This is a genomic window from Ruegeria sp. YTSA064 (genome assembly GCF_059610325.1).
In genome coordinates this window covers 208287-228099 of the sequence record NZ_JBXWNK010000008.1, presented here as the reverse complement: position 1 = coordinate 228099, position 19813 = coordinate 208287, and the positions used below count along the sequence as shown (strand labels likewise).

23 protein-coding genes are annotated in these 19813 nt (G+C 54.3%); 14 read left to right on the top strand and 9 right to left on the bottom strand.

Going from position 1 to position 19813, the window contains the following annotated elements; translation table 11 throughout:
• The first annotated feature begins 21 nt into the window (after positions 1-21).
• Both AC2FI7_RS14170 and AC2FI7_RS14165 read left to right on the top strand, forming a co-directional pair.
• The gene (locus AC2FI7_RS14170) at positions 22-729 is read left to right on the top strand and encodes a helix-turn-helix transcriptional regulator (RefSeq protein WP_010440716.1); all 708 of its coding nucleotides are present in this window, start codon (positions 22-24) and stop codon (positions 727-729) included.
• Between the two features lie 70 nt (positions 730-799).
• Positions 800-2116, top strand: coding sequence for a lytic murein transglycosylase (locus AC2FI7_RS14165; RefSeq protein ID WP_010440718.1), 1317 nt, complete (start codon positions 800-802; stop codon positions 2114-2116).
• 39 nt (positions 2117-2155) lie between these two features.
• Here the strand turns inward: AC2FI7_RS14165 and AC2FI7_RS14160 are convergent, their stop codons facing one another.
• Together AC2FI7_RS14160 and AC2FI7_RS14155 are read right to left on the bottom strand one after the other, a co-directional pair.
• Positions 2156-3553: an aspartate aminotransferase family protein gene (locus AC2FI7_RS14160; protein ID WP_010440720.1), complete on the bottom strand. Its 1398-nt coding sequence runs from the start codon at positions 3551-3553 to the stop codon at positions 2156-2158.
• A 75-nt stretch (positions 3554-3628) separates the two neighbouring features.
• A complete protein-coding gene (locus tag AC2FI7_RS14155; RefSeq protein WP_010440722.1) occupies positions 3629-4312 on the bottom strand; it encodes a GntR family transcriptional regulator in 684 nt (227 codons plus the stop codon).
• A 140-nt stretch (positions 4313-4452) separates the two neighbouring features.
• On the opposite strand from AC2FI7_RS14155, the gene AC2FI7_RS14150 reads away from it, so the two are divergent.
• The 5 genes from AC2FI7_RS14150 (at position 4453) to AC2FI7_RS14130 (ending at position 9739) form a co-directional block, all read left to right on the top strand.
• Positions 4453-5538, top strand: a complete 1086-nt coding sequence (locus tag AC2FI7_RS14150) for a polyamine ABC transporter substrate-binding protein (RefSeq protein WP_010440724.1) — start codon at positions 4453-4455, stop codon at positions 5536-5538.
• A gap of 70 nt (positions 5539-5608) precedes the next feature.
• Positions 5609-6736: an ABC transporter ATP-binding protein gene (locus AC2FI7_RS14145; protein WP_029621870.1), complete on the top strand. Its 1128-nt coding sequence runs from the start codon at positions 5609-5611 to the stop codon at positions 6734-6736.
• The gene (locus AC2FI7_RS14140) at positions 6736-7626 is read left to right on the top strand and encodes an ABC transporter permease subunit (protein ID WP_010440728.1); all 891 of its coding nucleotides are present in this window, start codon (positions 6736-6738) and stop codon (positions 7624-7626) included. Before AC2FI7_RS14145 ends, AC2FI7_RS14140 begins: the two co-directional genes overlap by 1 nt.
• Positions 7623-8441, top strand: a complete 819-nt coding sequence (locus tag AC2FI7_RS14135; protein WP_170780872.1) for an ABC transporter permease — start codon at positions 7623-7625, stop codon at positions 8439-8441. The genes AC2FI7_RS14140 and AC2FI7_RS14135 overlap by 4 nt, the downstream gene beginning before the upstream one ends.
• On the top strand, positions 8438-9739 hold the full coding sequence (locus AC2FI7_RS14130; protein ID WP_010440732.1) for an NAD(P)/FAD-dependent oxidoreductase: 1302 nt from the start codon (positions 8438-8440) through the stop codon (positions 9737-9739). The genes AC2FI7_RS14135 and AC2FI7_RS14130 overlap by 4 nt, the downstream gene beginning before the upstream one ends.
• Here AC2FI7_RS14130 and AC2FI7_RS14125 read toward each other — a convergent pair.
• The 3 genes from AC2FI7_RS14125 to AC2FI7_RS14115 form a co-directional block, all read right to left on the bottom strand.
• The gene (locus tag AC2FI7_RS14125; protein ID WP_496816202.1) at positions 9734-10480 is read right to left on the bottom strand and encodes a phosphotransferase family protein; all 747 of its coding nucleotides are present in this window, start codon (positions 10478-10480) and stop codon (positions 9734-9736) included. The two genes, AC2FI7_RS14130 and AC2FI7_RS14125, sit on opposite strands and share 6 nt — an antisense overlap.
• Before the next feature lie 174 nt (positions 10481-10654).
• Complete coding sequence (locus AC2FI7_RS14120; protein ID WP_496816201.1) at positions 10655-11320, bottom strand: flagellar hook capping FlgD N-terminal domain-containing protein; 666 nt, start codon at positions 11318-11320, stop codon at positions 10655-10657.
• Positions 11321-11323: 3 nt separating this feature from the next.
• The gene (locus tag AC2FI7_RS14115; RefSeq protein ID WP_496816200.1) at positions 11324-12544 is read right to left on the bottom strand and encodes a flagellar hook-length control protein FliK; all 1221 of its coding nucleotides are present in this window, start codon (positions 12542-12544) and stop codon (positions 11324-11326) included.
• Positions 12545-12657: 113 nt separating this feature from the next.
• On the opposite strand from AC2FI7_RS14115, the gene AC2FI7_RS14110 reads away from it, so the two are divergent.
• Together AC2FI7_RS14110 and AC2FI7_RS14105 are read left to right on the top strand one after the other, a co-directional pair.
• A complete protein-coding gene (locus AC2FI7_RS14110) occupies positions 12658-12930 on the top strand; it encodes a rod-binding protein (RefSeq protein WP_010440740.1) in 273 nt (90 codons plus the stop codon).
• A complete protein-coding gene (locus AC2FI7_RS14105) occupies positions 12923-13270 on the top strand; it encodes a flagellar biosynthesis protein FlgN (RefSeq protein WP_496816199.1) in 348 nt (115 codons plus the stop codon). Before AC2FI7_RS14110 ends, AC2FI7_RS14105 begins: the two co-directional genes overlap by 8 nt.
• Positions 13271-13323: 53 nt before the next feature.
• Here AC2FI7_RS14105 and AC2FI7_RS14100 read toward each other — a convergent pair whose 3' ends face one another.
• Positions 13324-13491, bottom strand: coding sequence for a hypothetical protein (locus AC2FI7_RS14100; RefSeq protein WP_162096913.1), 168 nt, complete (start codon positions 13489-13491; stop codon positions 13324-13326).
• Between AC2FI7_RS14100 and AC2FI7_RS14095 the strand changes: the two genes are divergently transcribed.
• The 4 genes from AC2FI7_RS14095 (at position 13481) to AC2FI7_RS14080 (ending at position 16375) form a co-directional block, all read left to right on the top strand.
• Positions 13481-14728, top strand: coding sequence for a flagellin N-terminal helical domain-containing protein (locus tag AC2FI7_RS14095; RefSeq protein ID WP_010440744.1), 1248 nt, complete (start codon positions 13481-13483; stop codon positions 14726-14728). The genes AC2FI7_RS14100 and AC2FI7_RS14095 overlap by 11 nt on opposite strands.
• Before the next feature lie 77 nt (positions 14729-14805).
• A complete protein-coding gene (gene flaF, locus AC2FI7_RS14090; protein ID WP_010440745.1) occupies positions 14806-15180 on the top strand; it encodes a flagellar biosynthesis regulator FlaF in 375 nt (124 codons plus the stop codon).
• Positions 15180-15581, top strand: a complete 402-nt coding sequence (gene flbT, locus AC2FI7_RS14085; protein WP_010440747.1) for a flagellar biosynthesis repressor FlbT — start codon at positions 15180-15182, stop codon at positions 15579-15581. The genes flaF and flbT overlap by 1 nt, the downstream gene beginning before the upstream one ends.
• The gene (locus tag AC2FI7_RS14080) at positions 15578-16375 is read left to right on the top strand and encodes a DUF1217 domain-containing protein (protein ID WP_496816198.1); all 798 of its coding nucleotides are present in this window, start codon (positions 15578-15580) and stop codon (positions 16373-16375) included. The genes flbT and AC2FI7_RS14080 overlap by 4 nt, the downstream gene beginning before the upstream one ends.
• Positions 16376-16527: 152 nt before the next feature.
• Here the strand turns inward: AC2FI7_RS14080 and AC2FI7_RS14075 are convergent, their stop codons facing one another.
• From AC2FI7_RS14075 to AC2FI7_RS14065, 3 genes are all read right to left on the bottom strand, one after another.
• Positions 16528-18087: a DUF427 domain-containing protein gene (locus AC2FI7_RS14075; protein ID WP_010440751.1), complete on the bottom strand. Its 1560-nt coding sequence runs from the start codon at positions 18085-18087 to the stop codon at positions 16528-16530.
• Between the two features lie 90 nt (positions 18088-18177).
• Complete coding sequence (locus tag AC2FI7_RS14070) at positions 18178-18879, bottom strand: winged helix-turn-helix domain-containing protein (protein ID WP_010440753.1); 702 nt, start codon at positions 18877-18879, stop codon at positions 18178-18180.
• Entirely contained in the window at positions 18851-19138 is a 288-nt protein-coding gene (locus AC2FI7_RS14065; RefSeq protein ID WP_010440755.1) for a hypothetical protein, read from the bottom strand. Before AC2FI7_RS14065 ends, AC2FI7_RS14070 begins: the two co-directional genes overlap by 29 nt.
• 176 nt (positions 19139-19314) lie before the next feature.
• On the opposite strand from AC2FI7_RS14065, the gene AC2FI7_RS14060 reads away from it, so the two are divergent.
• A complete protein-coding gene (locus AC2FI7_RS14060; protein WP_010440757.1) occupies positions 19315-19794 on the top strand; it encodes a hypothetical protein in 480 nt (159 codons plus the stop codon).
• Positions 19795-19813: the final 19 nt, after the last annotated feature.

Sequence of the window (19813 nt, the reverse complement as noted above, 5' to 3'; positions counted from 1 at the left end):
AGGTTTAGGTTAGTGTGCAGTATGTCTCGTACCGCTCGCCTGTTTCAGTTGATGCAAGCCCTGCGTTCTGGCCCATCACCCAGAACGTCGGTCCAGCTGGCACAGGATTTGGGCGTTTCACCGCGTACAATACATCGGGACATCGATGCTTTGCGTGCTCTGGGGGCCGTAATAGACGGCGAGGCCGGGTTTGGGTTTACCCTGATCGAAGATGCAACTTTGCCACCACTGGGTTTTACCAATGACGAGCTTGAAGCATTGGTATTAGGTCTACGAGAGGTGCAGTTGATTGGCGATCCGGCGCTGTCTGATGCGGCAAGCGAGGCCTTGCGAAAGCTGCAGGGCCGGTTGCCGCAGCGCCAATCCCACCGACTAAGTCATGCTGTTCTGACTGCCACGCGGTTTGACAGGCCAGCGGTGCCAACAATTGATGTTGCAGTCCTGCGCCAAGCAGCATGGGACGAACGCGCGGTTGAGTTTGCCTATACCGATGCCAAGGGCGTGGGAACCCGGCGTCGGGTCAATCCACTGAGTATCGTCTACATGGATCGCGCCAGCGTTCTGCTCAGCTGGTGTCACTTGCGCGAGGACTTTCGCGTTTTCCGGCTGGACCGTATGCAAGACATGGACGTGTCCGACGAAAGCTTCCGCCCCAAGCGCGTGCCGTTACTGCGAGAGGCGATTGCCCGCATTCGTGCTGAACGCGAGGCACAGGAACAGGAAAGCTAATTTTCTACATTTTGAGAAATACCGATTTTGCGCTATCATTGAACCTGAGCAGTAATCAGGAAAAATCGGAATGCGTAAGTGCGTAGGTGGCGTCATGACCGCCGCATTATGGGCATCCATCGTGCAGGCGGATACAACAGACAAATCGATAAGGCCTCTGGCCCGACCATTGGTCGACAATATTCAACTGGCTTCGGCAGACGTGATGGTTTCGGTAAGACCAGTATTGCGTCCTGAGGTCGAACATTATCGCGTATCTGCCGAAGGGAACGCGCGCTTTCAGGCTTGGCTTGGAGCGTTTCGCGAGCGGGCCCGCGCTCAAGGAATCTCGGCCCGGACGCTGGACAGAGCATTGGCCGGGGTGACCTATGACAGCAACATCATCAAACGAGATCGCAATCAGGCTGAGTTTTCAAAACCGATCTGGGAGTATCTGGATTCGGCAGTTTCAAAAACGCGGATTTCGAATGGACGCGCGGGCTTGGACCGGCATCGGGAAACTCTGACGCGGATAGAGGCGCAATATGGCGTTGAAAAAGAGGTTGTCACCGCTATTTGGGGGCTCGAAACCTCGTTCGGAACCTATCGGGGTGGCAAGCAAACTATCAGATCGCTCGCGACACTGGCCTTTGATGCACGGCGGGCGAGTTTCTTTGAATCCCAGCTTATCGCGGCCCTTCAGATCCTGCAGTCCGGGGACGTGGATGCTGTGAATATGGTCGGCAGTTGGGCCGGAGCGATGGGGCACACGCAGTTCATGCCGACCTCATTTCTGGATCACGCAGTAGATTTCGATGGCGATGGGCGCCGCGATATTTGGTCGGACGATCCAACTGATGCTCTGGCGTCGGCCGCTGCCTATCTGGCAAAGCATGGATGGACCAAAGGCCAACCATGGGGGGTAGAGGTCAAGTTACCATCCGGCTTTGATTATGCAGATGCAAGACGAGACGTTACACTGATGCCGTCAGAATGGGCGGCCCGAGGAGTTCTGGCGCACACAGGCCAGGTGGTGTCCGACTATGGAAAAGCTGCAATTTTGTTGCCAGCGGGTGGCCGTGGTGTTGCTCTGATGATTTTCGATAATTTCAAGGTGATCGAGGCATACAATGGTGCCGATGCTTATGTGATCGGGATCGGGCATCTGTCTGACCGGCTTGCAGGCGGTGCTCCGTTTCAAGCCGAATGGCCACGTGGAGATCGCGTGCTGAGTTTTACCGAAAAGAAAGAGTTGCAGCGTCGGTTGACGCAGGCTGGGTTTGACACTCAAGGGATTGATGGTCGCACCGGTCCGAATACGATCAATGCGGTCCGAGCGTTCCAGGTCGCTCAAGGGCTGGTTCCGGACGGGTACCCGTCGCTCAGTCTGCTGGAGCGGATGCGTTGAAAGTAAGGGCGGACCAAATGGGCCGCCCTTTGATCGTGATTAGGACGCGGATTTCATCAATCCCCTGTTGTTGATTTCTTCCAATGCTTCGTCCAGCGATTTGTTAATACGCACAAACATCTCATCGATGTCCTCAGGCGTCAGGATCAGGGGTGGCGAGATGATCATCCGGTCGCCCACGTGGCGCATGATCAGGTTGTTCGCAAAGCAGCGGTCGCGACAGATATACCCAATCGTGCCGGGTTCAGACGCAAATTTGGCGCGGCTTGATTTATCCGGTGTCAGCGCGATTGACGCCATCATTCCAACGATCTTAGCTTCGCCGACCAATGGGTGATCAACCAGTGCCTCCCATTTCTTCTTCAGATAGGGGGCCGCAACATCGCGGACATGATCCACAATTCCTTCTTCTTCCAGAATGCGCAGGTTTTCCAGCGCAACCGCAGCAGCAACGGGATGGCCGGAATATGTATAACCGTGGTTGAATTCGGTGTTGCCGATAACTTCGGCGATTTCATCATTTACGATAGACCCACCGATAGGCGCGTAGCCCGAGCTGAGGCCTTTGGCGATGGTCATGATGTGTGGTCTGATGCCGACAGTTTGTGACCCGAACCAATTCCCAGTCCGACCAAACCCGCAAATCACCTCATCTGCGATCAACAGGATATCGTATTTGTCGCAAATACGTTGGATTTCCGGCCAGTAAGTGTCTGGCGCAACGATAACACCACCCGCACCCTGCACTGGCTCGGCGATGAAGGCTGCGACTCGGTTTTCACCAAGCTCTAGAATGGCCTCTTCCAATTCGCGTGCGCGGGCGAGGCCAAACTCTTCAGGGGCGAGGTCACCACCTTCGGCCCACCAGTTTGGCTGGTTAACGTGATGAATATTTGGAATCGGAATGCCACCTTGCGCATGCATTCCGGCCATACCACCCAGCGATGCGGATCCAACCGAAGAACCGTGATAGGCATTCTTGCGGCTGATGATGATATTCTTGTCCGGCTGACCTTTCTCAGCCCAATAGGTGCGAACCAGACGGATATTGGTATCATTGGCCTCGGACCCGCCAGCGGCGAAGAACACGTGATTCAGATCACCGGGTGCAAGTTCAGCAAGCTTGGCGGCCAGTGCGATAGCCGGGATGTGGGTCGTTTTGAAGAACGTGTTGTAATACGGCAGTTCGCGCATTTGACGGGCGGCGGCGTCGGCCAGTTCATCGCGGCCATAGCCGATATTGACGCACCAGAGCCCGGCCATGGCATCCAGAATCTCTTCACCTTCGCTGTCGGTCAGATACACGCCGTTGGCGCGGGTGATGACACGTGCGCCTTCCTCACCCAGCGATCCATTTGCCGAGAACGGGTGAATGTGATGCGCCGCATCCAGCGCCTGCAATTCGGCGGTGGGCATGTGATTGGTGATAGTGGACATCGGCGATTCTCCTGCAAGCGTGATTGCAGGATAGAATATGATCAAATTTTACACTGTCAATCGAATCGCTGCATTCTAGGTGCTGGGCAGCGCGTCGCCCATCATTCCCATACCTTGCTCAATGTCCTGTGCCGTTGCCAAAGCAGCCTTCTCCGCATCCTTATTGCGCAGTGCGACGATGATATCCTTATGTCTATCGGGTAGGCTTTGGGTGCCGAATCGACCGCAAACAATCCGCAATGAAGGGCCGAATCTCAACCACAGACGTTCGGCCAGGTCGACCAGAATCGGGGCATCGGCATGCGAATACAGGGCTTGATGAAAGGCGTGGTTCAATCGCAGATATCCGCCAACATCCCCATCTGTAATCATGAGGTCGAGCCGTTGATCCAGCTTCTCCAGATGGTCAATTTCGGTCGACGAAATGTTCCTGGTGGTACGCCTTGAAAGCTCTGTTTCTATTGATATTCTTGCAAAAATCATCTGTTCGATATCATTGGCAGATAATAAGGGTACGCTGACCCGTCGGTTGCCTTGAAAGATCAGGGCGCCGTCAGAAATTAGGCGTCGTATCGCCTCGCGCACCGGGGTCATGCCTACGCCCAACGAATCAGTCAGACCCTGAATCGTTACCGGCTGTCCTGGCACAAGATCACCAAACAGGATCTGCGATTTCAGAGTGCGATAGACCTGTTCATGCGCAGGGCGTTTTTCTTCATCATCCGGCTGTGTGCTCGCCTTATTTTTGATCAAATCCAAATGGTTTACCTCAATCCGCGCGTTTCTATCTTGTCTGAATTTACACCTGTTCCGACCATAGGTGAAACCACTGCAAAACGCAAAACTTGATCAAATCCAAAAAAAAGTGAAAATAGCCGCATAATCGCAGGGAGAAGACTATGAAACTAAAAACGCTGGGGATGACAGCGATCGTCGCATTGGGGACTTCGGCCGCTTTTGCCGAAGAAGTGCGTGTCTATAACTGGTCCGACTATATTGACGAGGAGTTGCTGAGCAAATTCGAAGAAGAGACAGGCCTGACCCTGATCTATGACGTGTTTGATAGCAATGAGGTTCTGGAAACCAAAATGCTGGCCGGTGGGTCAGGTTATGATGTGGTTGTGCCTTCGGGAACGTTTTTGCAACGCCAGATTCAAGCCGGCGCGTTCCAGGAACTCGACGCAGCCAAACTATCGAATGCAGGAAACCTGTGGGATGTGATTCAGGAGCGCACCGCAGGGTATGACCCCAACAATGCTTACTCGATCAACTATATGTGGGGAACCACCGGCATCGGCTTGAATGTCGACAAGGTCAAAGAGGTGCTGGGCGACGATGTTGCGCTCAACAGCATGGATCTGGTGCTGAAGCCTGAAAACATGGAAAAGCTGGCCTCGTGCGGTGTCCATTTCCTGGATGCACCCGCCGAGATCATTCCGATGGTGCTGCAATATATCGGCGAGGACCCGGATAGCCATGACACGGACGTCATTGCGAAGACCGAAGAGGTTCTGACCGGCGTGCGTCCATATGTGCAGAAGTTCCACAGCTCGGAATACATCAATGCGCTTGCCAACGGTGATATCTGTGTGGCCGTCGGTTGGTCAGGGGACATTCTGCAAGCTCGGGATCGTGCCGATGAGGCAGAAAATGGTGTGGTCATCGAATACCATCCATTCGCGGAAGGCTCGCTGATGTGGTTTGACCAGATGGCGATACCTGTTGATGCACCAAATCCGGAAGGCGCACACAAGTTTCTGGACTTTATTCTGGATGCCAACAACATGGCTGCCGCGTCGAACTATGTTTACTACGCCAACGGTAACAAGGCTTCGCAAGAGTTCCTGGAAGAGGACGTAATCGGAGATCCGGCGATCTATCCGGATGATACGACGATGCAGAATCTCTATATCACCACGCCTTATCCGGCAAAAACCCAGCGGGTGGTGACTCGTCTCTGGACCAAAGTGAAATCAGGCACCTGATCTGATTGATGCGCAAGGCAGACAAACTGCCTTGCGCCATATTTATCCTGACCGATTACCGGGGGCCACTTTGAACACTGAAGTCTTTGCGCCGTGGGACGACCCGCAGGCGAAACCCTTGATCCAGTTCCAGAACGTCACCAAACGATTTGGCGCATTCACCGCAATCGATAACCTTTCGCTGGATATCTATGAGCGTGAGTTCTTTGCTCTGCTTGGGCCGTCGGGCTGCGGAAAGACCACGATGATGCGGATGCTGGCCGGTTTTGAAACTCCGACCGATGGCCATATCCTTCTTGGGGGTCAGGATATCGATCCGATCCCGCCCAATAAGCGGGCGGTGAACATGATGTTTCAGTCTTACGCCCTGTTCCCTCATCTGAGCATCTGGGACAATATCGCTTTTGGTCTGCGTCGGGACAACATGCCCAAGCGCGATCTGGAAGAACGAGTTGAAGAGATGTTGCGCCTGACCCGCCTTGAGCAGTTTGCGCGCCGTAAGCCGCATCAGATCTCGGGCGGTCAACGCCAACGCGTGGCGCTGGCCCGGTCATTGGCCAAAGCGCCAAAACTGCTTTTACTCGACGAACCCTTGGGGGCGCTGGATAAGAAGCTGCGTCAAGATACCCAATTCGAGTTGATGGACATTCAGGAAAAGACCGGCACGACCTTTGTCATCGTGACTCACGACCAGGAAGAGGCGATGACCGTTGCCAGCCGAGTGGCTGTCATGGATCAGGGCAAGTTGATGCAAGTGGCGACACCCGATCGCATCTATGAGACACCGAATTCCGTCTATGTCGCTGATTTTATCGGCGACGTGAACATCATCGAAGGGCGCGCCACGGCACAAGGGGATGAAAACTATCGGATTGATTGGGCCGAGGGGCAACCTCCGCTCACAGCCTCAACTGCAACCCAATTGTCCGATGGGCAGGGCTGCCATCTGGCGATCCGTCCCGAGAAAGTCGCCATTTCAGCCGAGCGCCCCACAGATGCGATCAATGCGATCCAGGGCAAGGTGCATGACATCGCTTATCTGGGCAACCTGTCGACCTATCATGTTGAGCTGCCAGACGGCACGATCATCAAAGCACAAACGGCGAATACCCGTCGTATCTCGCGCCGCTCGTTTACTTGGGAAGACCCGGTCTGGCTGTCCTGGACAGCGACTGCCGCAGTCTTGTTGGAAAACTGATGCGTCGCGCTGTTCTGATCGCCATTCCCTATGTCTGGCTTCTGGCGCTGTTTCTGGTGCCGTTCTTTATCGTTCTGAAAATCTCACTTTCGGACACCGCGCTGGCCATTCCACCTTACACGCCGACATTGGATTTCTCTGAGGGCTGGACAGGCATTAAGAACTTCTTCAGCCAGCTTGATCTTGAGAACTTCGTTTGGCTGACCGAGGACGATCTATACTGGAAAGCTTACCTTTCCAGCGTCAAAATCGCCCTGATTTCAACAATTCTTACGCTGATTGTCGGCTACCCGATCGCCTACGCGATGGCGCGCGCGCCTGAAGAATGGCGGCCCACATTCATGATGTTGGTTATCTTGCCCTTCTGGACGTCATTCCTAATCCGGGTCTACGCGTGGATGGGCATTCTCAGCAATGAAGGTTATCTGAACCAACTGCTGCTGTGGACGGGCATTATCTCAACCCCGCTGACCATTCTTAACACCAATACGGCGGTCTATATTGGCATCGTCTACACTTATTTGCCCTTCATGATTCTGCCGATTTACTCGTCTCTAGAACGTATGGACGGGTCGCTGATCGAGGCCGCCGAAGACCTTGGGTGTTCGCGCATGCAGGCTTTCTGGTTGATCACAATCCCTCTTTCACGCCCGGGTATCATCGCGGGTTGTTTTCTTGTGATGATCCCGGTGATTGGTGAGTTCGTGATCCCGTCGCTTCTGGGTGGCTCCGGAACTCTGATGATCGGTAAGGTTCTTTGGGAAGAGTTCTTCTCGAACCGCGACTGGCCGGTCGCCAGTGCGGTGGCCGTTGTTTTGCTACTGATCCTTGTGATTCCGATCGTGCTGTTCCAGCGCAACCAGCAAAAGCAGACGGAGGCTGAACAATGAGCAGACTCAGCTGGTTCAACACAGTGTCGCTGACGTTGGGGTTCGCGTTCCTGTATATCCCGATGATCATCCTGATCATCTTCAGCTTCAACGAAAGCAAGCTTGTCACGGTCTGGGCCGGGTTTTCGACCAAATGGTACGGAGAGCTGGTTCAGAACGAAGCGTTCCTTGACGCGGCATGGGTTACACTGCGGGTTGCTGTGTTCTCGTCTACTTTGGCGACGATCCTTGGCACGGCTGCGGCATATGTTCTGGTGCGTGGCGGGCGGTTCTTTGGACGAACGCTATTCTCGGGGATGATCTACGCCCCTCTGGTGATGCCAGAGGTGATAACGGGCCTGTCTCTGCTGCTGTTATTCATCGGGATCGGGTTGGATCGGGGGATCCTGACCATCGTTCTGGCTCATACGACATTTTCCATGTGTTTCGTTTCGGTCGTCGTCTCTTCGCGCCTTGTTACATTTGATAGGTCGCTGGAAGAGGCCGCGCTGGATTTGGGGTGCTCGCCGGCGCAGGCTTTTCGTCTAGTGACGTTGCCGATCATTGCGCCCGCCGTAGTTTCCGGCTGGTTATTGGCGTTTACCTTGTCGCTTGATGATCTAGTCATTGCGTCCTTCACCTCAGGACCATCCGCCACGACACTTCCCATCAAGATTTTCTCGGCTGTGCGTCTGGGTGTCAGTCCAGAAATCAACGCGTTGTCGACGCTTATGATCGCTGTGGTAACGGTGGGTGTCATCACCGCATCATTGGTGACCAAACGCGCGATGATGCGGCAAAAGCAGGATGAACAAGCCGCGGCGCGCACCGAATGAAGCGAATCTTTTCGGATTACGCCTACAGTGCGGCCCCTCGTTCAGGATGCTGGTGGGACGAGACGATTGAGGCACCTGATTGGCCTAAGCACCAAGGAGAGCTGAAGGTCGATGTTGCCATAATCGGTGGCGGGTTCACGGGCCTATCTGCAGCGCTGCATTTAGCGAAAGAGGGCGTATCGGTTGCTGTGTTCGAGGCGAACTCTCTGGGCTGGGGCGCGTCAGGGCGAAACGGAGGATTCTGCTGTCTGGGTGGTTCGAAGCTCAGTGAAGCCACTCTCAGACGCCGTTACGGTGCAATTGAGGCAGCAGCATATTTTCAGGCTGAAAAAGACGCAGTGTCGTTGGTTGCCGATCTTCTGGCGCGTCATGAAATCGATGCGGACAGGCACTCGCGGGGTGAAACTCAACTGGCCCATTCCAAGCGAGCGATGGCACGACTACGTCAAAGCGTCGCCTCAGAAGGCCAGCTGCATGAGCAGCATGAACTGGCAGATTTAGGGTTGGGAGGCGCGTTCTTTGGCGGATACACAACGCCTGTAGGCTTTGGTTTGAACCCTCGTAAGTACCTTTTTGGTTTGGCCAACGCAGCGCAGGCTGAGGGTGCAAAGTTGTACCAACACAGCCCGGTTCAGAAGATATGCAAAATCGCGCAAGGCTTTGATCTGCATACCCCCACCGGTCAAGTTCGGGCTTCGAACGTGCTAACCTGCACAAATGGGTATTCCAGCGAGGATTTACCCCAATGGATGGCTGCGCGCTATATGCCGACGCAATCGACGGCTTTTGTCACACGCGTTCTGTCCCAAAACGAATTACAGGCTCAAGGCTGGACTTCGGATCAGATCGCATATGACACGCGCAACCTGCTGCATTATTTCCGGTTGATGCCCGATAGGCGGTTTCTGTTCGGAATGCGTGGGGGATTGATGTCGTCACCCCGTGCCGAAATGCGCATTCGGCAAAAGGCGTTGCAGGATTTCAGACGCTTGTTTCCTGCGTGGGCCTCGATTGACGTTACGCATATCTGGTCCGGTATGGTCTGCCTGTCCCGCGCCCTCGTGCCCTTTGCGGGTCCGGTTCCGGATCAAGCCGGGTTGTTTGCGGGCTTTGCATATCACGGCAACGGCGTTGCTATGGGGACCTATTGTGGCCGAGCCCTCGCCCGGATGGTCCTCGGGCAACCGAGCGAGCTTCCTTTGCCGATCAAGCAACCGCCAACCCGTTTTCCATTGGGTAGATGGCGTCGTGCCTTGATGCCGCCAGCCTATGCATTGCTTGGTCTTGCGGATCTATAAGGCCTGAATTTCCAATTCAAAGGCCCGAACATATTCGGGTGATCCGTTTTCGACCCGCCACAGACAATAGGCCGCCATTCGCCAGCCATACCAAGAGCGCAGAGATAAGTATCGCGCAGTAACTTGGTGCCGATCATAGGCGGTTAGAAAGTTCGTTACCTCCACCTCCGACAGAGGTGTACCGCGATAAAGCTGCTGCATCGCGGGCGATAAAAATATCGCTAAGTCTTCGCATGGGTCACCCGAGGCCGGACATTGCCAGTCGATGAGTGTCAGCCCGGCTGATGATTGCAGAATGTTGCCCGCCACCGGGTCACCATGGATCAGACATCGCTCGGCAAGGGGTGGTATTTGCCCCCGCGGTTTCAACGCGATCAGCTGCTGTGTCTCAGCGTTCTGGCAACTGCGCAAAATCTGCTCAGCATGGCATCTCAGATCCTCGCTGCCATTGCAGCCAGTGGGGAGGTCCAGATTTATCGATAGACTGTGTAGTCGCCTCAGCAGAACCGCGACGTTTTCGACGCCTTCGCGCCATGGATTGCCTGGTGCATGATCGTAGTAAACCCAGCTCGCCTTCTCGAAAGACCCGGTCGCCCGTAGATTGGGCACGAAGCCGGTGCTGTTGAGTGCGCGCAAGCAGTTCGCCTCAAGTCTAGCGTCGTTGCGAAACAGTGGGTTCTGAAACGGTGCGCGATACAGCTTGAGGACCGCGTCGCTGTGATCCGACAGTACCTTCCACACCTGATTTGTACGCCCACCGTACAGCACCTGGAATTGGGCTCGAACATCAATCAGCCCTTGAGAATGTAACTGGGCAACCAGCTTTGGCGGAGGTGGGATTTGGTCAGACAGGGAAGTTACCAGATTGAGCAGCGAGTCGATTTTGCCAAGCTTTGACCTGCGCCGCCCAACAGATCAAGCACCTGTTCGGATTTGAGTAACCTCATTCGCAGATACTTCTGCCCCGCTTTCAAGTGTTAACATGACCGCGCCGTCACCAACTTGGGCCTCAACAACACGGCCAAAAGCTGCGGTGGGGGTTTCAGCCAGCAATTTGTCTCCCTTATAGCTCGCGAGAGACGCAGAGTAACTCCCTGCCAGAAACGCAGTGCCGGTACTGTCAACACCGTGCCATTCGAATTCGGTTTCATCGACGGGTACGGTAATTCGGTCGACCACGTCGCCCTGCGTGTTGCGGATGATCAGTTCAGCTCTGGTTGCATCAGGAGCTGCACTGGCAAAGAGCGTAACAGGCTGGTTTTCAAACTGAAATGGTGCGGCAACTTGAACATCCATACCAACCCAACTGGCAAGCTGATTCAGATTGACCGATCCCAACGTCAAAGCCAGACCAGATAAAAGTTCATTTGCTTTGACCTGTTGTTCGACCATCGAAAACTGCGCGAGCTGCGAGGCGTATTCTGATGAGTCCAATGGTTCCAGCGGATCCTGATTTCGTGCCTGTACCGTCAGCATGCGCAGGAATGTCTCGAAATCCGACGTCAGAGCAGAACGTTGCGCGTTGCTGGGTACACCTGAGGTTGCAATTGGGTTTGCGGTTGAACTCGACAGGGTGATCATCGCTTAAAGCCTCACATCAAGGCCACCACGCGGGCCGGATTGAACTATTGGTGCATTATGAATCTCATCAACAGCGACCTCCGATGTGTCAGAGAACTGCTGAGCCTCGGGATCTTTTTCTTGCTCTGCTGTGTTACCGGACAGGCCCAGATCAAGCGACATACCTTGGTATCCAAGTTTCTCGAATTCAGCGGATAACAGCGCGATGTGCCGCCGCATCAAATCAAGCGTTTCTGGCCGTTCCGTCATGATCATCAGATGCAACCCATCTTCACGGTTGGTTAATGTGATCGAGACGCGGCCCAGTTCCTCGGGGTTGAGGGCAATGTCTACGCCCTGAACGCCGGGCCTTGCTGAGATGACGGCTGCCAGTTGGCCCGCAATGGCGCGGGCATATTCGGCGCGATGGGGTATAAATGGTGTTATGCCCATGGTTTCCCGCTGCGTGGGCACAATTGTGGCTTCCTTTAGTGTCGGAATATCGAGAATCTCGTGTACTGTTGCAGGTTCGCGGATTGTGTCCACAGGAGCTATATTTGTGGCTTGGGCCGATATCAGCGCATTTGTGGCGCTAGCTGTTTGCTGCTGCGAGACTACTTTAAATACCGACGCGATCGGTGTGTCTAAATCCGGGCGGATGCCGACTTCGGTCGAATTTCGAGACTGAAACGGGCGTGCATTCGAATCCGGGCTGATCCCGGACCGACCTAGCGTCCGTGTGAGCACCCGTTTTTCAACTTTATCGGATTTTTGTTCCGGCGCTGGCGGGATTTCGGACGCTGCAGGGGTGGTCGAACTTATTGTTGTCGACCTATTTGTCTGATCGGTTGGTGAAGTGGATATGTTCTGATTAGACACCGGATCTACAGCGGGCGAGGGTACTGCTATTTCCGACTGTCTTGGCGCTTGCAATTCGCTGTCCGCAAGCGTCAACAGTTGCGGAAACGCAGCCTCGGGATTTGGCAGCTCCTCATCACCGTTTTGGGATAGTGGTTTCACAGTAGTTCTAACAGAGTCGTTGATTTCGACATCCGGCTGTTCTTCTACTGCGACTTTCTGTTTTGAAATTGTTGGCAAGCTCTCAGGATCGTTCAACTCGGCCTCTTCGTTCATGACGTCCTCAAAGGCCTGAGCTCCCTTGTTCTCTCGCGCCCCCCCGTGCTGGGCATCGGATTTGCTTCCTGTTGTGGTTGAGGCCGTCAAAACGGTCAGCGGGTTGGACATTTCTTGCTCCGGCTGTGTTTGCCTGACCCGGACTCTGACCTCAGGAGGTTACAATTATTTTAACTGCTTTCCTCTTTGATCATGAAAGTTCGAAGCAATTTACGGAGAATCCAATGTCGATATCAGCGATTGGAGCAACGACGCCGGCCGCTCAAGCTTCAGATAAGCTTAGAGCTGCCTCAATCGAGCTTGAGGCGACCTTTCTCGCCGAGATGTTGAAATCCGCGGGCCTTGGGCAGGCGCGGCAATCGTTCGGAGGAGGCGCAGGTGAAGATCAGTTTTCTTCGTTTCTAATTCAGCAGCAGGCCCAGCAGATGGCCCGCGCTGGTGGAATTGGTCTGTCAGAGGTTCTCTTTAATGCAATGATGGAGAAGGCCGATGGGTGAAAATCCGATAAAGGCGTTGGAGGATCTGCTGGATCAGGAGCGTAAGGCATTGATAGGCGGCGATCTTGACGACCTGAACCGATTGGCACCTGAAAAGGAAGACCTGATTGATGCTCTCAACGGCCTGAAAGTCATTGATAACGACGGCCTTGTTCGTGTTCAGATGAAAGTCGCGCGTAATCAGGCACTATTGACCAGTGCAGCCGAGGGCATCCGCGCCGTTGCTGAACGCATGTCGGAACTGCGTCGCGTGCGTCAGGAGTTCAGTACTTATGACGCGGCGGGTCAGCGGAATGGGTATTCGGTGCGCTTGCAGGCAAAGCTGGAGAAGCGTGCATAAGGCTGGGTTTGATTCAAATCCAAAGCTTTGGATTTATTCGTCTTAGCACTCCGTTAGGGGATCAGGGTCAAAGTTGGGATTGCACCTGGAACAGCAGGTGGCGCGAAGGCCACAGGGCGCGACGCAAAGGTCAGAACGACGGAATGCCCGCCGGTTCGGTGGGTCCAACATGGGCGTCGAAGGCGCTCGAACGCAAAGAGGATGACAAATATGTCCAGCATTCTGACGAACAATGGCGCAATGGTTGCGCTGCAAACTCTCAAATCCGTAAACAAGAACCTGGCGATGACGCAGAACGCGATTTCGACCGGTAAAGATGTGGCGACGGCCAAGGACAACTCTGCCGTCTGGGCTATTTCCAAAGTGATGGAATCGGACGTTAAGGGTTTCAACGCCATCAAAGACAGCCTGGCGCTGGGTGAATCCACAGTGGCAGTTGCACGGAACGCTTCGGAAACGGTTACAGATCTGCTGAACCAGATGAAAGGCAAGATTGTTGCGGCACAGGAAGACAATGTCGACCGCGGCAAGATCAATGACGATGTGACGGCATTGCGGGACCAGATCGCATCGGTCGTAGGCGCGGCGCAATTCAATGGTCTAAACCTAGTCGATGGGTCGGCAGGTACAGCGTCCATTCTTGCGTCGCTGGATCGTGATAGCGCTGGAAACGTAAATGCATCATCAATTTCGGTTGCGAGCCAGGATTTGTCGACCGGCGGCTATGCGTCGAAGGGGGTTCTGGCGGGGTCGGATAACGTAACCACCGACAATGATGCGGCCGGGTTCACAATGGATAAGTCCGGCGGTTCGGGTGATATCGTTATCGACAGCTCGACTGACAACTTTGCTGCTGGTGACCAGGTGTCGATTACCATCGGTGACAAAGTTGCTTCCTATACGGTTCAAGCTGGAGATCTGGACCCGTCGGGCACCTACGACTCAGCTTATACTGATGCGATTGTCGCAGTTGGGTTGAAGAACCAGATTGATGCCTTGGGTATTACCGGTGTGGCTATCGACTATGACTCCAGCGCGGCGGGTACGCTCTCATTCGTTACCGGGACTGCAACAGCGGGTTCCGACGCAGATCGCGATGTGACCGTTTCGGCGCAATTCACCAATGCCGGAGCAGGCGGTTTGGGTGCGTTGTCGTCGATTGACGTATCGACCGATGCAGGTGCCGCGGCAGCACTAGGAACCATCGAGACACTGATCAATACCGCGATTGATGCATCGGCCGCATTTGGTTCGTCGCAGGGCCGGATTGAAACCCAGAAAGAGTTCATCTCGAACCTGGCGGACTCGTTCAAATCCGGTATTGGCTCATTGGTCGACGCCGACATGGAAGAGACGTCGGCGCGGTTGCAGGCTCTGCAGGTGCAACAACAACTGGCGACGCAGTCTCTTTCTATTGCGAACCAGGCTCCGCAGTCCATCCTGTCGCTGTTCCGCTAATTCAGGAACTCAGCCGGGGCGCGCGTACCGTGCCCCGGCCTTAACTGCCCGCTGATGGACAATCGGAAGGATTTCAAGTGACTCCGCAAACGCTCGCCCAACGCGCTTATGCGCAATCTGCTGCACCGACGCGAACGCCCCGGGATACGGAATATGAGGCGATATCCAAAATCACACATCGCCTAAAGTCTGCGTCAGCACGCATGGAAACGGATTTTAGCGCCTTCGTCCAGGCATTGCATGAAAACCGCCGGTTATGGAGCGTGTTGGCGACCGATGTTGCGGATGCTGATAATGCACTGCCGAACAATCTGCGGGCTCGAATATTTTATCTCGCTGAATTCACGGAACAACACAGCAGTCAGGTGTTGGGAAATAAAGCGACAGTAGAGCCGCTGCTTGAAATCAACATGGCAGTCTTGCGAGGACTGCGTCAAATGAGGGGGAATTGATGGGCGGTCTGGTGCTAAAGCTTGCCCCAAAAGAGCGGGTTCTGATCAACGGTGTCGTCATCGAAAATGGTGAACGCCGCAGCAGATTTTCCATCATGACACCGCAAGCCAATGTTCTGCGTCTGCGCGATGCTATTCACCCTGAAGAGGTGAACACTCCAGTGCGTCGTGTCTGCTATGCAGCACAGCTTGTGCTGTCTGGTGACACAGAACCCGATCAGGCGCGTCAGCAGTTGCTGCGACGCGTAGAGGAGTTAAGCCAAGTCTTTACAGATACCGATAGCCGCCGGGTGTTGGCCGATGCCACAGAAGCGTTGGTGGCCGAGCAATACTATAAGTGCCTAAAAGCGTTGCGCTCTCTATTACCGCGAGAAGAGCGGTTGATGGCGTATGAGCAATGACCTTTCAACCGGTCGTACCCACCGGTGGAATTGTGGGCTGGCGAATTCTTCAGCGGACGTATGACGCGCAACTGCAAAGTTTTTCAAACTCGTCGATTAATGAGCGTGAGACAGCGTATTTTCTGAAAAACATAGGAAATGTTCGCTCGGCTGAAGATCTGGTTGCTGATCGTCGCTTACTACAGATCGCCTTGGGTGCCTTTGGCCTCGAAGATGATCTGAACAATCGGTTTTTTATACAAAAGATGCTGTCGGACGGTACTCAGGCGGAGGATGCATTGGCGAACAGGTTGGCTGACAACCGATATCGTGACTTTGCAAAAGCTTTTGGATTGGGGCCGGGTGAGATTCCAAAGACGGGTTTGGTCAGCGCGATGGAGAAGATCGCCGAAGATAATATGGCCGCCCGGTTCGAAATATCGGTTGGTGAATCCGATGAATCGGTGCGTATCGCACTATTCACGCAGCATGCCTTGCGCGAGATAGCTCAACAAGGTGGTAGTGAGAACAGAAAATGGTTCGACCTTATGGGATTGCCACCATTGCGCAACATGATGGAAACGGCATTAGGCCTGCCCAGATCATTTGCACAGTTGGATTTAGACAAACAACTTGAAGTCTTTAAGGATCGGTTGCAACGCGCCACCGGATCCTCGGATCTGGCGCAATTTACGGACATAGAAGCCGTCGAAATTTTGACGGATACCTATCTGGCCCGCAGCCAGATCGCGCAATTCCAGAGTGTAACTTCTCCTGCGCAGACGGCGTTGATCCTGCTGGGTGGCGGGTTTTGATACTAAACTCCGGATGTCGGACGGAGTTCGATCTGGGTCAGAAATCGCCAAAGCTCTGAAGCGTGAATTCGAGTGTGGTAAAGACCTGGCTTCGGCAACTAGGTGTTCAGATCTTTCGACGCGTCGTATCCGCTAACAATTTAAGTATCCGGTTAGATATCTGCAGAAGCTTGCAGTGCAAAAGAACTAATCGGTTGCGAAACGTTATGCAGCTTGATCTCTCCTAACGGGATGGCCTGTTTACAGGCGGGCTCGATATCGTGGGATACAACGATTCTGTGACCGGCTGTTTTGCCATATTCCCCTAGTCTGGCGGCGATATTCGCCGCTTGTCCGATCACTGTGAAATCCAGCCGCTCTTGTGAGCCTACATTGCCGTAAGTAACACGACCATAGGCGACGCCGATTGAGCAGTCGCAATGATAATCATTTTCGCCGTTGCGAAGCTCAGCCAGTTTCTCGACGATCTCAATCGCCGAGAGCTGCGCGTTGGTCCGGGCTTTAGCGGCGTCGTCACCCGCCGGGAAAACAGCCAATACCGCGTCGCCGATGAATTTCAACACTTCTCCATCATGGTCGTGCACGATCCCCGATACTGTTTCGAAGAACGCGTTCAACAAATCGATGTATTCATCGCGGCCCAACGTCTCTTCGAGCGCGGTTGAGTTGCGCAGATCGCAAAACATAATAGCCGCATCTATATCATCACCATCACCTCGGCGGATTTCACCGCCCAAAACCCGAGCGCCCGATCGTTTTCCAACATAGGTTTCAAGCAAAACCTGGGCGTTTTCGCGCTGCATGAAGACCTCGTAGAAGCGCGCGATTACGGAAGAGCACTCAAAAACCAGGCCAAGGTTTTCTGTTGTGAATCCATCTGGGTGATCACTGGTCAGGGTCAGGACGTTTATTCGCCCATCTGAAAAGGGTAGTGGCATGGCAACATAGTCTGTTGCCCCTTTCGCGCGCAGATCTTCGATGATCGGAAAACTGTTATGCGGATTGTCGTTGTTCAGGCGTTGACGCACGCCGCCCAGTCCGTTTGAGACGTGGCGCAGGGGGCTATTGGTAAAGGCAGGGTGATCGTGGATCTCGTAGGTCGGGGTGTGGGTCGAAATCTCGGCCGTGTCCTTTTCCCAGATGTAGTGTTTGCCTGCGATCAACGGGTGCAGCGACCAGACCAGGATGCTAAGGCGTTGTATTGCGATGCCGTGTTCCAGCATTTTCTCGGCCAGTGCTTTGGTGAAAGCATCGGGTGTTGCGATATCCGACGCTCCGCGCATCAACCAGTCGATCAAAGGCCCGCTGATATTGCCGTCATCGGGTTGCCGAAGTTGGTTTTCTCCAAGGTCGATCCGCGTCGCCGTGTTGGGCATAAAGCCGATATGTCCTTGAATGGCTGCGCTTTCGGGAAAGGCATCTTCATAGGCCCAGATCGAGTTACTCAGGTGCTCTTCCGGCAGGCTGATGTCGTGATAGGTTGCGGTGCCCTTGAACGGACAGAATGTTTGCAACTCAGTCTCGGGGCTGAGTTCGACGCACAGGTCTTCACGCGGGATGTAAACCGAAGGGGGCAGCCGCGTTTCATACATGACCTTGGCGTTATGACTTTCGGCGAGCAGGATATCACCACGGTAGATCGCAATCCGCCCTTTTAACGGTTCAACCGAAATACCATAGCCTTTGACATTTGGTGTGGCATGGACGTTCATCTGCAACCTCCCCTGGCCAAGCCCTTATATGATGGGCCTTCAGGGTGACGATTCCAAGATGCGCACACAGATTTTACCGCGGTGAAGCAGTCAGACCATCTGAATTACGTCTTTTTCGATCGACAACATGTAGCCTTTTTTGGCGATGTTTTTCACCAGCAATTCACTGACCATCTGATTGCCGAGTGCGTCCCTTAGGCGTTTGATACGGGTGGCCCCAGCGGCTTCTTCGCAATCGACCACGTTCCGCCCTGAAATCATGGCTTCGATCTGCGCTCCGGACAGAACTTCGTCATCCAGCCGGGATTCGGCTAATACCGACAGGGTTTCCATTGCTGCGGGAGTTAGCCTGAAATCCATGTTGTTGAGGTAAACCGTGTTTTCCTCGCGGCTGATCAGCAGCGAGGTCACCTGAATCCCGGTCCGCTCAATCTGCGCCATGCGGCGATTCAGCAGGACTAGCATCACCAGAAACACCAACGCGGTAATCAGCATGGCGCTGGCAAAGACCAGCAGCACGAAGATCACCATGCGATAGCTGGACAGCGTATCGGCGAATGCTGTGCCGGATTGGGCCAATATTTCCAGCAGGCGGATTTCGGATTGTGAGGTCAGGTCAGACTCGACAAACAACCGCTCGACACGCGCGTTGAAAGCGTTCGCATCCGGTAGCGTCCAGAATAGGAAAACCGCTGCAGTCACCAGGATCGCGACGACTGCCGCTATCCCCAGACCAACCAGCCGAACCCCCGAGCGACGCGCTTCAGTAACGGAGATAGTATTTTCCGGCATTGGCCTTCCTTTGATCCAGTCCATTCGCCTCAAAAACGGTCATCACGTTCAGCAGGGTCCAGCCGTTTGATTTCAGCCGCTTTGCGACTTCGTTCTGGGCCGAGCCCTTATCGCAGCTTGAGACCTGCATGACGCCATAGTGCAGGCGCAAGGGATTGTCCTGCTTGGCTTTGTAGTCGGCATAGCAATCTGCCGCGATGGCCTGCGACCCAACCGATATCAGGGCCGTCAGAGCCAGAGAAGAGAGGATCTGTTTCATGGGCTGCATCCTGCGCATGGGTTGGGCGGATATTCAATAACCTCAGGGGGTTTGCGGTGCTGATATTGGATAACAGATTGCCGTTATTGCTTGTCTGGAGGGGGTGGTCGCAGTGTCGGGTTATCAGTTTCGCGGTCCGTCACGGGCCTGCCCCATCATCCGAAAGGACACGTATCATGCACCGGAAATTTATTGCTCTGATCATAGCCGTCGCCGTTGCCATCACCGGGATCTCAGCGTCACAGGCACGGGCAGCAGATACCAGGGATATTCTCGGAGGACTGGCTGCAATCGCGATCATTGGTGCGGCGGTCAATCACTACCATCAAGAGAAGAAGCGTGACGAAGAGGCCGAGCGCCGCAAGCGTCATAAGAAGGCTGAAGCCAAGGCGGAAAAGGCTAGGAAAAAACATGCTGTTCGCCCGCTGCCAAAGCGGGTTGCTCGTTATGACTTGCCGCAACGTTGCCTGCGTACGTTTAATGCCTACTCGAAAAAGCGTCCGCTGCTTGGGCCGAACTGCCTGAAGAAGCACTATAAACATGCCGATAGCCTGCCACACCAATGCAAGGTTGGTTTCTGGAATGGTAAAAGGGTAAAACGGGCATACGAACCCGCCTGCCTGCGCCAGAAAGGATACCGCGTCGTTTACCAGTAACCGGTTTCGAGCAGGAGTG

Excerpts from the sequence above, each read along its gene's own strand:
- AC2FI7_RS14170 (WP_010440716.1), top strand. The coding sequence starts at position 22 with ATGTCTCGTACCGCTCGCCTGTTTCAGTTGATGCAAGCCCTGCGTTCT.
- AC2FI7_RS14165 (WP_010440718.1), top strand. The coding sequence starts at position 800 with ATGCGTAAGTGCGTAGGTGGCGTCATGACCGCCGCATTATGGGCATCC.
- AC2FI7_RS14160 (WP_010440720.1), bottom strand. The coding sequence starts at position 3,553 with ATGTCCACTATCACCAATCACATGCCCACCGCCGAATTGCAGGCGCTG.
- AC2FI7_RS14150 (WP_010440724.1), top strand. The coding sequence starts at position 4,453 with ATGAAACTAAAAACGCTGGGGATGACAGCGATCGTCGCATTGGGGACT.
- AC2FI7_RS14140 (WP_010440728.1), top strand. The coding sequence starts at position 6,736 with ATGCGTCGCGCTGTTCTGATCGCCATTCCCTATGTCTGGCTTCTGGCG.
- AC2FI7_RS14135 (WP_170780872.1), top strand. The coding sequence starts at position 7,623 with ATGAGCAGACTCAGCTGGTTCAACACAGTGTCGCTGACGTTGGGGTTC.
- AC2FI7_RS14130 (WP_010440732.1), top strand. The coding sequence starts at position 8,438 with ATGAAGCGAATCTTTTCGGATTACGCCTACAGTGCGGCCCCTCGTTCA.
- AC2FI7_RS14120 (WP_496816201.1), bottom strand. The coding sequence starts at position 11,320 with ATGATCACCCTGTCGAGTTCAACCGCAAACCCAATTGCAACCTCAGGT.
- AC2FI7_RS14115 (WP_496816200.1), bottom strand. The coding sequence starts at position 12,544 with ATGTCCAACCCGCTGACCGTTTTGACGGCCTCAACCACAACAGGAAGC.
- AC2FI7_RS14110 (WP_010440740.1), top strand. The coding sequence starts at position 12,658 with ATGTCGATATCAGCGATTGGAGCAACGACGCCGGCCGCTCAAGCTTCA.
- AC2FI7_RS14105 (WP_496816199.1), top strand. The coding sequence starts at position 12,923 with ATGGGTGAAAATCCGATAAAGGCGTTGGAGGATCTGCTGGATCAGGAG.
- AC2FI7_RS14095 (WP_010440744.1), top strand. The coding sequence starts at position 13,481 with ATGTCCAGCATTCTGACGAACAATGGCGCAATGGTTGCGCTGCAAACT.
- AC2FI7_RS14100 (WP_162096913.1), bottom strand. The coding sequence starts at position 13,491 with ATGCTGGACATATTTGTCATCCTCTTTGCGTTCGAGCGCCTTCGACGC.
- flbT (WP_010440747.1), top strand. The coding sequence starts at position 15,180 with ATGGGCGGTCTGGTGCTAAAGCTTGCCCCAAAAGAGCGGGTTCTGATC.
- AC2FI7_RS14080 (WP_496816198.1), top strand. The coding sequence starts at position 15,578 with ATGACCTTTCAACCGGTCGTACCCACCGGTGGAATTGTGGGCTGGCGA.
- AC2FI7_RS14075 (WP_010440751.1), bottom strand. The coding sequence starts at position 18,087 with ATGAACGTCCATGCCACACCAAATGTCAAAGGCTATGGTATTTCGGTT.
- AC2FI7_RS14070 (WP_010440753.1), bottom strand. The coding sequence starts at position 18,879 with ATGCCGGAAAATACTATCTCCGTTACTGAAGCGCGTCGCTCGGGGGTT.
- AC2FI7_RS14065 (WP_010440755.1), bottom strand. The coding sequence starts at position 19,138 with ATGAAACAGATCCTCTCTTCTCTGGCTCTGACGGCCCTGATATCGGTT.
- AC2FI7_RS14060 (WP_010440757.1), top strand. The coding sequence starts at position 19,315 with ATGCACCGGAAATTTATTGCTCTGATCATAGCCGTCGCCGTTGCCATC.